Below are 14,226 nucleotides of genomic sequence, written 5' to 3' on the forward strand. Positions count from 1 at the left end.
TCAGAAAGCTGTTATTGAACAAAGAAAGTTAAATCCTGTGCTTGACTCTTGTGGTTAAAAACAGGACATTTTAAATGGTTTATCGCATAGATATTTTAATTGGTGAATAACACAACCTAATATGTTCATATAACTGCATTCACCATATACTTATAGCTGCTGCTCAAGCAACTTAAACGTTAAAGCACTTCAAATTCAATCCGACGATTTCTCTTGCGACCATCAGCTGTTGCATTATCCGCTACAGGTTTACTTGAACCTGAGCCTTTAGTACTCAGTAAATGTGTTGGAACATTTTTTGCGATTAAATAAGATTTCACTGCTTCTGCACGTTGCTGACTCAACATGAGATTTTTATTAATATCGCCTGAACTATCCGTATGTCCAATAATCCGTATTTTTTTGCCGCTAACCTTATTTAAGGCACTGACCATTTCATCCAGAATTTGTATACCTGAGGTTGCTAATACTGCACTGCCAGATTCAAATTCAATAATCCGGTTCTTTAATGCAGCATCAATAATCCGCTGTTCGGCCTGATTGACTGAAAGCTGTGCATTTAAACGATAATTTTCAGGTATTAAACCCTTAAATTTTTCTGTAGTATCCTGAATTTCATAAAAATTTGATACTTTACCCGTTAGCTTAATATCAGAACCTTTAACCGTTAACGTTCCCTGTTTAACTTTTTTAAGGTCTTTATTAATCACATCACTGACTATATTCGACCAATCCGTTGATGCCACTACTTGACGAATCTGAATGCGATCTATCACATTTTCCTGACCATAATTTGAATGCAATTTCGCCAAAATAGCTTGCTTACTATTGTTATTCGGTACATTACCTTCAGCAATTACAGGTTGTGCATGCACATTAAAACCAATTAAAAAACAGGATAAAATAATGATTTTATTTAACTTTAAGTATTTATTTTTTATTTTCATTTTATGCTTCTATAAATGTTTATTTAATTAATTTAATGCCTTGAGTCAGGCTCATCTGATTTTCAGTTAAAGACTATTCTAGTGCCGCCAACCTTGAATTATTTTCTACATTAAAATTAGTTGTTTTTAATTCATATCAATTCACCCACGTGATCCATTTACAATATAATTGATTGATCAATGTCATGGCGCTGAAGTTCCTATGTTTGCAGCAGCCGTGGTAGTTGTCTGAACAGTTTTTCCTGATATCGTCTTATTCTGAGCTGCGACCACTCTTACTGCTTTATTCGAAACCACCTGATCCACCAACTGCAAATTACTATAACTTGGATTACTTCCGATAGAACTTGTATTATTCCCACTCACCAACCGAAAATTGGTCTTCACAAATAGTTCAGGATTCTCTTTACTGCGCCAGACCATTTCAAAAATATTGCCTTTTTGTGTACGCTGAGCACTATCAATCAAACGATTGATTCCATATTCCCCAGGCTCATCAAAAATGGTATGGGTCTTCCCTTCCAAATCAATCACCGTGATCCGTGCGCCTGGAATTGCGCCGGAATTTGGCCAGATAAAATTCACCCATTGTTGAATTCCGTTTTCAAATAGCATTCTTTGTCCATCAATATCAATGGTATAAGCCAATAAATGAGCCTGTTCCAGTGGGTAAAACTGGAAATTAGATTGATTGGGTCTCACTGCCTGACGACTGGTATTATTTAACTCACCAGTTGCCATACCATTCACAGGCGCGACATAATTTTGAAAGTTTGCAACAAACACAGGATTTAGATTAAGCCCTAAATCTTGCCAGGTTTTCGAGCTTAAGCTATAGCCACGACGGATCACTAAGGGATCAAGATGCTCTTTGACAAAACGGGAAATACTGCCATTTTCACCAAAAATCTGATTAATTTCTTGAGAGGTTGCCTGTAAGCTACCTTGACTGCTAAACGGATATTTTTGCGATAAATTTGCATTAAATGGTTGATAGGCCTGTATTAGCCAGAGTTCGTTCATTTCAGCTTGTGCCGGAAGCATCAGACTTTCAAAGGAACGTGTGAGAGGAACACTAAACAACTTCTTAATCAGCTGTTGATCCAGCTCATGGGTTCCTACCGACATTTTCTCATCCACAAACTTTTGAGTGATATTAAAGATAGAATTCTGCTCATCAACGGTCTGCTTAAGGAGCATCATGCTCGCCGGACCAATATCTCCAGAACTTTTTAGATCATTAAAGCGACTCCGTATCTTGGCCAGAGATTGCATATACTCATCCAGCAGCGACCGGTTCTGCAAATCATCTCGTGTACGTACAATCTGGTAGAAGATCTGAAAGTCTTTGGCAATCATCCCCTGAGAGAAAGTCGATGCAGAATTCTGTGCCAACTTGCCATCATGACGTTGCAATATCTTGCGTTTAAACCAGGCAATAAAACCTTTTTGTGGAACCGCCAACTCAGCTTGTACCATTGGATTATCCCAGCTGGTTTCTTGCGCTACCCGTTGTATGACTTTACGAATCGGTGAGTTTTCTGGTTCGCTAAGAATATCTATCTGATATGTTTGCTGATTAAAGTCACCGGCCTTGGCATAATAAATGGCACCCAAGAATTTACGCCATTCGCTGATATATTCTTTTTTATACATTTCAGTCAGCTGGCGTCGAATTTGTTCAGGACTGCCACTAAAACTCAAATCATCAGACTGTGATGTATTAAGTACCCAATCTTTACTTTCAGTTGGGCTTTGCGCCGCGGTTTCTATGGCAGGTTGTACATATTCGTTCCAGGCTTGATAGCTATAAAAACCGGGTAAGGCATAACTTCCCAACATGGTTGTCTGAGCATTCTCGGTTTAAAGAAAACAGCTGAAATGGCGCATCAACTCATTCATGAAGGACAATTACAGACTCAAACATTTCAGCCTTGAGTGCGAAATCGTAAATTAATTTAGAAAAGTCTGCATATGTTTAATGACTTCATCTGGCTTTTCACCATGCAGCCAATGTCCTGTATTTTCAATGCATTCAATTTTCGCCTGAGAAAATTGTTCATTGATTGCCGCAAAATGTTCAGGTTTTGAGATATAAAAAGAATTACCGCCACGAAGAAATAAAGCTGGCTGATTAACTTTTTCGACCTTTTCCCAAGCCATAATATCTGGATAATGATCAAATAAAGCTTGAACATTAAAGAGCCATTGCCCTTTATTAAAGGATTTTAATAAAAACTGAATTACCATTTCTTCATGAATGTATTCACGCATAATTTTTGCTGCCTCAAGTCGTGAAGCAACATTTGCTTGCTGCACAGCAAATAAGGCTTTAAAAATCTCAGTATGATGACTCTCATGATATTGGATTGGTGTAATATCAAGAACGACCAACTTTTCAGTTTGTACTCGGGCTAAATCAGCCAATTTCATAGCAATTTTTCCGCCCATAGAATGCCCTATTACTATGAACTTTTGAATATTTAAACTTGATAAAGTTTCTAGGACATCTTCCGCCATGAACTGATAATTTAAGTCTGAACTATGACCAGAAAGACCATGATTGCGTACATCAATTTGAAGCACGGTTCTTTGCTCAGAAAAATATCGAGCTAGTATTCCTAAATTACTTAAACTACCGAATAAACCATGAATAAAAATCATTGGAGATAGTACTGACGTTTCGTGGTGTTGGAGTTGATAATTTAGGATCATTTGAGAATTCCGTGATTTCTTTCTTTATTTAAGTGTTTATAATGGATTTATATTGGGAATTAATCAATTGCGAAATTTTTAAATATAAATTTTACTTAGGCTATTTTATGGGGATATATTTTGCTTAGGCTAAATAATTCATAATCGATTTGTAAGTATTTAAAATTACGATTTTAGATCTGGATGGATATTTGGCTATAAATATGAAAGAAGATGGTTGAGTTGTGATGCAGACTAAATAAAATTAATGAAAATCTTAAAACTGGGATTTAATAACATGTAAACCACTTTTAGGTCAGAGTGTTTCTTAAACTAACTCGCTGTTATTACCCAAATAGACTGAGGTAATTTTGAAAATATTGTTTTTAATTATTCATTGCTTATTATTTATCAAAAAATGACTATTCATAAGTAGCTTATTAATCCACTTGATTCTGTTTAGAATAATACGTCTTAAGTCCAAATGAGTTACAGGTAGTAAACATCAACATTATAAATTTCCCCTCTCCCCCTTTCTTGATAAAGTTGTTAAAATTATGTATTGCTTAGGCTATTTTAATATCTTAGGATGTTCAAGTTATTAGCTTAAATATAAACGTGCAATCACGCTATCCTACTTAAATTATCCTGTTCAAGAAATTACACCGCATAAATAAGACATTTTTTAGAAATTACAAAACCACGATTATTCATCTATTCTTATCAATAGCTTGAATACAGTGGATATATCCCCGAGGTATGAGGTATTCACATTAAAATAAATTTAAATTAACTTAACAAACTCTTTATCAAATGATATTCGGGAGATGGTCTTTCAGGTTTTAATATCTATAAAATTTGATTGTGAAATAGACTTAGATACTTTATTTTTATTCCACTGCGAAAAACTTTCAAGATAAAAAAGTAGTTTATAACTTATTCTACTTCCCTATTTTTACAAAATACGCTCGCCGTCATTCCAGATTTAGTCAAACTTTGATCCTGCCGCTCAAGAAAATTTCTGGCAATCATAGACATCGTAGGTGCCATATTCAGACTGCTGTTTTCTTCGGACACCTTTTGAATATCCTGATAGGCTTTCAGTCGCTTGCAGAAAGCCTGGCGTTGAGTTTGGGCATCTGCCTTTTGATCATCTTCATCTAAAATATGTTTGGTTTCATTCACGATTTTAGTCTGTGCTGAAATAAACTCATCATAGGCACTTTGTGAAAGCGGCTGTGCGAAGACTACGCTACTCAGTCCTAATAATAATCCAGCACAAATGAAAGATGATTTTTTTAGCATTTAAATTTCTTCTTTCCAGACATCTTCATAATCATCGGCATCGATCATGAAACGAAAACCTGTTTCCAGAGCCAGATACGGTAAAACTTCTGGTGCAATGTCCTGTAATTCACGTACTGTCATGGTTTCAAAAGTTTCTTCACTTGAAGGTTCTCCACCATAAATATACCAGCTAATATTTTCAGCCGTTTCAGGCTTTTTACGGATGCCGACAATCGGATCTTGTTTCAAGGTATGTACGGCCACCGCAACAACATCATCACCCGTGACTTCAACATAAGCCGAGCCTACTTCTTCACAAAGTAGTTTTTGCTCTGCGATCAGTTCTTGTAAAGGTGATAGGTTTTGCGTGTTTTTCGACATTCGGTCTTACTCATCAATTTTCATTAGCACGCTATTTTAACTTAATTTTAATGAAGCTGATTGGGATTTCATCGAGATCTAAAAAATATCTGCCCTTAAACCGTGTTAAGTGCAGATATGGATCTCAGCTTATTGGAATACTTTAAAGCGCTCTTCATCTGCCAGATAATCTTTGGCACGTGGCTCGCCTTCTATCGAACCAAAGACCAACTGTGCACGCAACTTCCAGTTCGATGGAATGTCCCATTCCGCATGTACCTGTTCATCCACGATCGGATTGTAATGCTGCAATGATGCGCCCAGACCTTCTGTATGCAATGCTGTCCAGGTTGCAAATTGTGCGATCGCAGTCGAATGCTCTGCCCAGATTGGGAAGTTATCAGCATAAGATGGGAATTGTTCCTGTAAGCCTTGTACGACTGTGTGATCTTCAAAAAATAAAACGGTACCTAGCCCTGCCGCAAAACTTGCCATTTTTACTGTGGTTTTTGCAGCACTTTCTTCATCTTTAGCATAGCTTTTTAATTTTTCTGCTACAAAGCCCCAGAACTTTTCATGTTCTGAATTGAATAAAATGACGGCGCGTGAAGACTGAGAATTGAAAGAAGATGGGCTTTGCTTAATTGCAGTCTGAATCAAATCAGTTAAATGTTCAGGAGATTGTTCAACATTCTTGGCAATGGCATAAATAGTACGGCGTTTAGTAATTAAATCTAAAAACTGATTCGACATTTTTGAAAATCCTGGGATATATCTTCGGGAAAATTTGAACCTTCAGTTATTTTTATGAAGGATAGCTAATCAATGGAGCTTTTGCTTTAACGTGAGATAAAGCCTATATACCTTAAAAAATAATGGACTCAATTACTAGGCTATTTAATTGATATTTTTATATATTTTTTAGCTAAAAATGATCATTTTCATCTATTTTTTGAACAATCGTTAAAACTACTGCCCTATGCGAGTGCCTGACGCTAAACAATGGTTCAACATGCGCTATTATTGATCAAAATTTTAAGAATGAAAAAGTTCAATGACCATATTTAATATTGCTTAGGCTATTTCAAGAGATCATGCATCATGAAATAAATCTCATATTCCAGATAAAATTAATCCCCCAAAATTGGAGGATTAATTTTATAATTAAAAGCTAAAAAACCGATTTAAAACTTCGCGTTCAGCACCTGAGCAGATACTTTAGTCTTCCAGAGCTCACGTAAAATCGGTAAATAGAATTTCTCACCGAGTTCCACCAGTTCTGCATCAATCAGAGCATGCATCTCATGCATAAACAAATAATCCAGTTCAACTGTGGTTAGTTTAGTCTGCTGTTTTTGATAGTCTTTGCGTTTCTGTTGGGCTTGTTTAACCAGACGATCCGCAAATGCTTTATCTTTAAACTGGGTAATTGCTTTTAATCGAAGTTCGATAATACCCCATCCAGTTAAGAACATCTGGAAGGTTTCAAAATCATCGCTGGTCGATTCCCAAGACATTTCTTCCAGATTTTCATTATCGGGAAGCACAGGTAAAAGAAGTTCCATCACACTTGGGAAAATCTTTTTGAAATTCAGAATAAATTTAACAGGATGCTCACCTGGATAATCCTTGAATTGCACCTTTCTTTGAACATCTGTTAAATAAATATCAAGCATAAAACAATCATCAGTGGTTAATCTCATCTAACATTATTGTACGCAACTCTGCCTGAGATAAAAACCACTGCTGACTATTCCATGATAAAACAGGCGTAAAGATTGAAAATAAAAGTGCTCCGGCCCTTATTTAGCATTCGGTGAGACCATCTGTTCAGGACGCACCACTTCATCAAACTGTTCAGCGGTGACTAAACCCAGTTCAACAGCCACCTGTTTTAAGGTTTTTCCTTCCTTATAAGCTGTTTTGGCAACCTTGGCTGCATTCTCATAACCAATGACCGGATTCAATGCCGTGACCAGCATTAAAGAATCATGCAGGAAATGTTCAATTTTCTCATGATTCGGCTCAATGCCTACGGCGCAATGATCATTAAAACTGTTACACGCATCGCCTAAAAGCTGGATGGATTGCAACAGATTATAGGCAATGACCGGCATAAATACATTCAGTTCAAAGTTACCTGATGCACCTGCCACGTTAATGGTGGTGTCATTTCCGAGAACTTGCGCGACCACCATCGTCATCGCTTCACTTTGCGTCGGGTTCACCTTACCCGGCATGATGCTAGAACCCGGTTCATTTTCAGGAATACGCAATTCACCAAAACCACAACGTGGCCCGCTGGCTAGCCAGCGAATATCATTGGCAATCTTATTCAGGCTAACCGCTAAAGTCTTTAATGCACCAGAAGCAAATACCGCAGCATCACGGCCTGCCAAAGCCTCAAACTTGTTTGGCGCAGTTACAAATGGCAAGCCAGTTAATTGTCCCAGGGTTTTAGCAGACTGAACGGCATAATCAGGATGGGCATTCAGACCGGTACCAACCGCTGTACCGCCTAATGGTAATTCATATAGTCCGACCAATGCCTGTTCTAGACGAAGAAGCCCATGATCCAGCTGAGAGACATAACCGCTGAATTCCTGCCCCAAGGTTAAAGGCGTAGCATCTTGTAGATGTGTCCGGCCAATTTTTACAATATCGGCAAAATCCTGAGATTTGGCATATAAAGTATCGCGTAAACGTGTGACAGCCGGAATTAAAAGTTCATTAATCTGCAAGCTCGCAGCCACATGAATCGCAGTTGGAAATGAATCATTGGTAGATTGGGCACGATTGACATGATCATTTGGATGAACCGGTTTTTGTGCCCCTAAATGATTGCCCAATTTCTGGTTGGCAATATTGGCAATCACCTCATTACAGTTCATATTGCTTTGTGTACCTGAACCAGTTTGCCAGACTACCAGTGGAAATTGACTGTCCCATTTCCCGCTGATGACTTCATCTGCCGCATCCACGATATAGCGTGACAGTTCTTGGGGAATCTGGTTTAGCTCGGCATTGGTCAAGGCAGCCGCTTTTTTGACGAGTCCCATGGCACGAATCATTGGCCGTGGCAACCGCTCATTGCCAATTTTGAAATTTTGCAAGCTACGCTGAGTCTGAGCGCCCCATAAAGCCTCACTCGGTACAGCCACCTCTCCCATCGTGTCATGTTCAATACGTGTTTGCATGTTCAACCTCAATTCTTCTTGCCTGTTACGGATCTTAGGAATTTCTATATCAATGATTTAATCTATTTATTTAAAGTAATCGATTACAGTATCAATGTAAATGATAATTATTATCAAATATAAGCTAAGTTCTCTTACTTACTGCCCTCTGAGCATATTCTGATAAAACAACCATTCATCCTCAAGCATCTTTCTGAGTGATCGCTGAGGTTGCCAATGTAGGATATTTCGCGCTTTTCCAATGTTCGCCCCCAATTGATCCATTTCCGCATGTGGGTATGGCAGAGCATCCATGGTTTTGATTGCAGACTGAGTCACTTCAGCCAGTTGATCTAGCAAATCCTGTATGGAAATCAATTCACCGGCAATATTAAAGGCTTCACATTTTAATTCCTGCTGTTGTGATAGCCATTGCAAGGACTTGATCACGGCATCACAACAGTCTGCGACATGCAGAAAACTGCGTTCTACTGTGCCATCCGCAGTATGGGCCTGACGGCGTAATTCCAGATATTCACGTTGCTGTGCAGCGACCTGCATCGCCAAAGGCAAAATATTTTTCGGTAAAGGTGGCACCGCTTCCCCCAGCACACCGTGTTCAAAGGCGCCGGCGATATTGGATAGACGTAGGATCGCAATCCGCCATTCATTATCAGTTTTGGCAGTATCCCGGATAATTTCCTCAACCATTTGTTGCGATTTGATATAGGGATTCGGATAGGTATAGTTAAAAGGCAGATCTTCGCTTAAATCTGTGCCAGATTGTCCATATACCGCCAGACTGGATAAATGTACCAGATGACGCACTCCGGTACGTTGCATGGCACGCATGAGACTCATAATACAGCTGACATTATCATTATAATATTCAAGTGGTTTTAATACTGATTCTTCCAGTGACTTAAAACTTGCGGTATGTACCACAGCCTGAATCGAATGCTGCTCAAAGACTTTGTTCAATGCTGGGGTATTGCGAATATCAATCTTGATAAAAGGTACGTACATGCCGGAGATAAACTCAAGACGCTCCAGAGTCTGTAAGTTCGCATTGGCCAAATTATCGACCACAATGACCTCTAGTCCTTGTGCTAACAGACTTAAAGCAATATGTGAGCCTAAAAAGCCTAATCCACCCGTCACTAAAATCATTTATACTACCTACTTTCTGATGAAGCCAAGATCAATCTGTTGCTATTGATCAAGCCTGTAGTGAATTTCGATGAGCACCTTAATTCTTGTTACCTCCGCACCGACTTCCATTTATGCCTGGCATGCCCTGGGTTTGGCTCAGGCCTTGCAAGATAAACAGGAAGCATTCCGTGTATTCTTCTATCAGGACGGCGTATCGGTCGCAAATGCACTGCAATGGGTACCCGACGATCAACGTCATCTTACACATGCATGGCAAGCGCTACAGATTCGCCTCCCGGTCTGTGTAAGTGCAGCATTGGCACGTGGAATTACAGATCTGGACAATGCTCGACGTCACAATATTCAGCAGCATAATCTGGCAGATGCCTTTGAATTGGTCGGTTTAGGTGAACTTGCCGATGCTGTTCAGTCCTCACAACGTCTCATTCAATTCTAGATGTTTCATTTTTTAGAATGTGTTGCTTTTCCAAGGAATCTTGTGTGAAATCTGTACTTGTTATATTAACCCAAGCCAATCTGACCAGTCTGCAGGTGCATGAAAGCCTATCGGCTACGATGGTCCTGGCAACTTTTGGCGCAGAAGTTAAAGTCCTGCTACAAAGTGCTGCCCTCAGTTTGCTGCATTCAGACCTGCAATTTGACCAGGTGCATCATGCATTCAAACTGGCATCAAATATGGTCGACAGTTTCGAGTTTTATGATCTCACTCCGATTCTGATTGAGAAAAAAAACCAGCATTCCTCATTTGTGGCACAGAGCGAACAAGAAATCGAATTTATTGAGCTTAATTCTGAATTTATTCAAAGCTTTGATCATGTGATGTATTGGTAAGGAACAAGGATATAAAAATGTCAAATCACACACTTTATCTGATCCAATCCAGCTATTCGGCAACAGCGCAGATCCTAGAGCAACTGGCTCAAACTTATACAATGGGTGATCAGGTCGTGCTGATGGGTGAAGCGGTTTTGCTGCTAGAGCATTCATTTCTTCAAAGCTTGCCGAAAATTCACATACTGAAAAATGATGCGGAGTTATTAGTACAGCCTTTGCCTGATCAGATAAAGCTTTTGAATTATGCGGATTTTGCAGATCTTTGCCTCGAGTTTAATCGCTGCATTTCAATGAAATAATAAATGAGTTAGATATGAATTTAGAATTGGATCAAGATGGCCATCTGGTTGACTATACCATCTGGAATGAAGAAGTCGCTCAAGTGCTGGCCGATAGTCTGGAACTGAGCTTAACTCCTTGGCATTTTGAAATTCTGCAAGCGGTACGTCAGTTCTATCAGCAGTTTGGTCATTCACCAGCAACACGACCACTGATTAAATTTTTAATGAAAACTGTCAGTGCCGATATCAATAATGCCATGCTTCAAGAAAAGTTTAATACTGGTCTGGTGGCCCGTCACTTAAGCCGTTTGGCTGGTGTACCCAAGCCTGCAAATTGTTTATAAAGATACTTAGCTTTCTATAGTGTGTATTTAAAGGCCCAGATCATTTTTTGGGCTTTTTTTTATGAGAGCAATTTTCAGACTGAGAATAATGAAAGATACAGCTGGATCTAATTCGTCAAGTTCGAGTTTGTTCTAATACTCGCAACGCCCGATGCAATTCATGATCCATTTCAGGCAGAACTTTAATCAGAAACTCAATTTGTGCTTTCGCTTCGGCCTTGCTCACCAGTTGGGCCTCTACCAGTTTTTGCTGCTGACTGATCAACAAACTGACTTGTTGAGGATTTGGTCGTTGTCCCTCACTTAAAGCGTTAATGATCTGAGTAAAGTCCAGATATAACTGTTCTTGTTGCTTTGATAATTCGCTTTGCTTTGCAACCGTATCGTTCTGTTTCTTCTTCGTAGTTTGACTATTCTCAGGAGAGTTAACAGATATATAGCTTGCCGATTTTTCAACTGGCAGGACCGGATCAGAATGGGTCTGATCAGTAAAATTCGTCCGATAGATTTCTTGTCGTACCTGATAACCAATACCCACTAAAGTCCCAAACAAGAGCAATCCGATCATTACATAGAACAGAATTGTTTTATCATTCATTTTTATGTCCTCAGCTCAACAAAGACAACCTTTATCAAAAAGCTGTCTTTTTCGCTAATCGACGATTGACTACGGCGTTGACCAGTCTGCTGGTGCATAACCAATCCGAACGCGTTGTGGATGATTTCCTACCGGTACACTCAGCACTTTATTGCCTGTGGCAAAATCAATCACTGTGACTACATCTGTTTCACTTTCTGAAATTACACAGCTACGACCATCCGGGCTTCGCGTTGCCCAATAAGGTTTATCTGCAGAAATCAGTTTCCCGGCTGTCAGTGTTTTGCGATCTACAATCGTAGCGTAGTTATCCATGGTACCGGCGACACAGAGCTTTTCACCATCAGCACTGATTGATAGGCCATGATGACGCGAATCATTCACCCATTTTGTCCGGTCTTTCGGAATACTGTCACTGCCAGGGAGCTGTCCGATCCGGCTAATCTTGTTCTGATTCAGATCGTACTCAATCAGCCCATTAAAAAATGAAACCTGGGCATACAGTTTGGTTTCATCCTTACTAAATACCATTGGTCGTACTGAGTTGGACAAATCTTTTCGACCAAATGCATCCAATGCAGGCCTGAAATCGATTTTTCTTATCACCTGATGCGTATTGGCATCTGCGATAGTGATAAAACGCTTACCTTTAGTAAAGTCTTGCCACTGTGCATCCATCGAGGTTTCAACATTGCCGATGGCAGAGTTCAGGATCTTGTTGCCGCCATCGAAGTAAATGTTTTCATGCGGTTTATCGCCAGTGCTGAAACGGCCTAACTCTTTACCGGTATGGATATCCAATACATGCACCACATTTCCTGAAGATGCAGATACGGCGACTCGTTGCCCATCTGGTGATACCGCCATATGGTCAGCACGGAAGCCTTCTACAGGCGTCCGCCAGTTAATCTTGCCGGTTTTGATATTAATTGATACCACATCGGCGAAACTTGGGCGTGATGCAACGACTGACTGTCCATCTGGTGTCGAGTACATATCATCCACCAGCTGGTCATTGCCTTCACCGGCTGTGGCCTGAATATAAGTATAAGCAATCAGTTTGATTGGATTCAGGTGAATTTCTTTAAGGCGCTCTTTACGATCAGGAATCATGTTAATGACGCCAATTTTGCCAAAATCACCCGATGGACGAATCACGGTTACCGTGCCATCCCAATTATTTCCGACAAAGAAAACCTGCTGTGAATTGGCAGGTACAGCTGAAGGCGCAGAAGCGGCCTGTACACTTGGCAACGCAGATAGCATCGCCATCGCAGATAATGTCAGACAGAACCGTGGCCATTTTTTATTTTGAATTTTCATCCATTATGCTCCGCATAATAATTTATATTTTTGTTTTCATTCCTTGTTGTGTACACAGCCAGGCTGTGTTTTAACTTATCTAATATACAAACGTATAAAATGATTTACTGTTATTTCCGACCAAAAAATATGCAGCTATTTTAAATTTATTACTTCAGGTTCTATGAATTTAGGTGATCATCGTACTTTGATTTTATGTATCCAGCACATCGACGAACTGTGCATTGAGCACTTTGGCAAGATCAGCCGGTTTTAATCCAATATCAAGTCCCCTTTTTCCACCGCTTACATACATTTTTTCAAGTCGATTTGCACTACTACAAATCACTGTTTTTAAACGTTTCTTTTGGCCAATGGGACTAATTCCGCCAACCAGATAACCGGTCAAACGTTCTGCATGTTTAGGATCTGCCATCTGGAGTTTTTTACATCCCACAGCCTGGGCTACTTTTTTCAGATTTAACTGATGATGTACCGGCAATATGGCAACAAAATACTGTTTATCATCCGTGACTAATAAAGTTTTAAAGACTTCTTCCACCGAAAGCCCTAATTTTTCAGCAGCTTCTAACCCGAAACTTTTGGCATTGGCATCATGTTCATATTCATGAATGCTGTATTCGATTTTATTGGCTTTTAATAGTTTGCATGCAGGTGTCATAGAAAGTCTTGTTTGAGAGGAATCGCATGATTATATAAAGATTAGCTCAAGAAGTTAATTTAGATGAGGCAACTACAGAGCAAATTTTGCTTTAAGCCCGTATTCCGCTTCAATCAGATCTATTTGGTTCAATCTTTACGCTCTTCAATACTTTTAAACTCTTCTGCAAAGATGATGACGAGCAAAATATCAACAAATGTATGTGTTTTTGCCACTATCTAAGCGTTAGGCGATTAATGGCTTCACTGTGTAGAAGGCTTGAAGATGAACACATTCGTCACTTCATGCGTCTATAAATACGAGGCATATAAGTCGAGCGTTTTATCTTAAACCCGCTGAGATTTAACCTTTATCTCCGGAAGAAGAAATAGATTCTTGTACAGTGTCTGTCATGAATACTTGAATTGAAAATGATGTAATTAATTCCAATATATTGGAAGAATAGACCTAGGAAAATCCAAGTACAATAAGAGAAAATATCATTAACATATTGTCTTATCTTATATTTTTAAATTTTCATCAAGTTTTGAGAAACGGTCGATAGCTTA

General features: G+C 39.2%; 15 protein-coding genes and 1 pseudogene. 4 read left to right on the plus strand and 12 right to left on the minus strand.

What is annotated here, in order from left to right; translation table 11 throughout:
• Positions 1-179 precede the first annotated feature (179 nt).
• The 9 genes and pseudogenes from NI462_RS01745 to NI462_RS01785 form a co-directional block, all read right to left on the minus strand.
• Positions 180-947, minus strand: a complete 768-nt coding sequence (locus NI462_RS01745) for an OmpA family protein (RefSeq protein WP_004280226.1) — start codon at positions 945-947, stop codon at positions 180-182.
• Positions 948-1,130: 183 nt separating this feature from the next.
• Positions 1,131-2,807: pseudogene (locus NI462_RS01750) on the minus strand (ImcF-related family protein); the annotation flags it as partial.
• Positions 2,808-2,900: 93 nt separating this feature from the next.
• Positions 2,901-3,662 carry an alpha/beta fold hydrolase gene (locus NI462_RS01755; protein WP_004280222.1) on the minus strand — a complete coding sequence of 254 codons (762 nt, stop codon included), beginning with the start codon at positions 3,660-3,662 and terminating at the stop codon, positions 2,901-2,903.
• Between the two features lie 915 nt (positions 3,663-4,577).
• The gene (locus NI462_RS01760; RefSeq protein ID WP_004280221.1) at positions 4,578-4,946 is read right to left on the minus strand and encodes a hypothetical protein; all 369 of its coding nucleotides are present in this window, start codon (positions 4,944-4,946) and stop codon (positions 4,578-4,580) included.
• Positions 4,947-5,309 (minus strand): immunity protein Imm33 domain-containing protein, encoded by a 363-nt coding sequence (locus NI462_RS01765; protein WP_004646887.1) that lies wholly within the window; start codon positions 5,307-5,309, stop codon positions 4,947-4,949.
• A gap of 129 nt (positions 5,310-5,438) precedes the next feature.
• Positions 5,439-6,041 (minus strand): nitroreductase family protein, encoded by a 603-nt coding sequence (locus tag NI462_RS01770; RefSeq protein WP_004280217.1) that lies wholly within the window; start codon positions 6,039-6,041, stop codon positions 5,439-5,441.
• Positions 6,042-6,472: 431 nt separating this feature from the next.
• The gene (locus tag NI462_RS01775) at positions 6,473-6,964 is read right to left on the minus strand and encodes a hypothetical protein (protein WP_004280216.1); all 492 of its coding nucleotides are present in this window, start codon (positions 6,962-6,964) and stop codon (positions 6,473-6,475) included.
• A gap of 126 nt (positions 6,965-7,090) precedes the next feature.
• A complete protein-coding gene (fumC, locus tag NI462_RS01780; RefSeq protein WP_004280213.1) occupies positions 7,091-8,485 on the minus strand; it encodes a class II fumarate hydratase in 1,395 nt (464 codons plus the stop codon).
• A 138-nt stretch (positions 8,486-8,623) separates the two neighbouring features.
• Positions 8,624-9,634 (minus strand): NAD-dependent epimerase/dehydratase family protein, encoded by a 1,011-nt coding sequence (locus tag NI462_RS01785; protein WP_004280212.1) that lies wholly within the window; start codon positions 9,632-9,634, stop codon positions 8,624-8,626.
• Positions 9,635-9,704: 70 nt separating this feature from the next.
• Between NI462_RS01785 and tusD the strand changes: the two genes are divergently transcribed.
• From tusD to NI462_RS01805, 4 genes are read left to right on the plus strand one after another with little or no spacing between them, the layout of a single operon-like run.
• The gene (gene tusD / locus NI462_RS01790) at positions 9,705-10,073 is read left to right on the plus strand and encodes a sulfurtransferase complex subunit TusD (RefSeq protein WP_004280211.1); all 369 of its coding nucleotides are present in this window, start codon (positions 9,705-9,707) and stop codon (positions 10,071-10,073) included.
• Between the two features lie 44 nt (positions 10,074-10,117).
• Positions 10,118-10,468, plus strand: a complete 351-nt coding sequence (locus NI462_RS01795) for a hypothetical protein (RefSeq protein WP_004280210.1) — start codon at positions 10,118-10,120, stop codon at positions 10,466-10,468.
• Positions 10,469-10,485: 17 nt separating this feature from the next.
• Positions 10,486-10,770 (plus strand): DsrH/TusB family sulfur metabolism protein, encoded by a 285-nt coding sequence (locus tag NI462_RS01800; RefSeq protein WP_004646886.1) that lies wholly within the window; start codon positions 10,486-10,488, stop codon positions 10,768-10,770.
• Positions 10,771-10,784: 14 nt separating this feature from the next.
• Positions 10,785-11,096, plus strand: coding sequence for a TusE/DsrC/DsvC family sulfur relay protein (locus NI462_RS01805; protein ID WP_004280207.1), 312 nt, complete (start codon positions 10,785-10,787; stop codon positions 11,094-11,096).
• A gap of 115 nt (positions 11,097-11,211) precedes the next feature.
• On the opposite strand, the gene NI462_RS01810 is transcribed toward NI462_RS01805, so the two are convergent.
• The 3 genes from NI462_RS01810 to ybaK all read right to left on the minus strand — a co-directional run bounded on the left by NI462_RS01810 (position 11,212) and on the right by ybaK (position 13,678).
• Positions 11,212-11,694, minus strand: coding sequence for a hypothetical protein (locus tag NI462_RS01810; protein WP_004280206.1), 483 nt, complete (start codon positions 11,692-11,694; stop codon positions 11,212-11,214).
• 69 nt (positions 11,695-11,763) lie between these two features.
• Complete coding sequence (locus tag NI462_RS01815; protein ID WP_253158873.1) at positions 11,764-13,017, minus strand: YncE family protein; 1,254 nt, start codon at positions 13,015-13,017, stop codon at positions 11,764-11,766.
• Between the two features lie 193 nt (positions 13,018-13,210).
• On the minus strand, positions 13,211-13,678 hold the full coding sequence (gene ybaK, locus NI462_RS01820; protein ID WP_044108365.1) for a Cys-tRNA(Pro) deacylase: 468 nt from the start codon (positions 13,676-13,678) through the stop codon (positions 13,211-13,213).
• Between the last annotated feature and the right edge of the window lie 548 nt (positions 13,679-14,226).

Origin of the sequence: Acinetobacter lwoffii (assembly GCF_024129715.1) — a bacterium.
In the GTDB taxonomy this organism is placed as follows: Bacteria; Pseudomonadota; Gammaproteobacteria; order Pseudomonadales; family Moraxellaceae; genus Acinetobacter; species Acinetobacter lwoffii_U.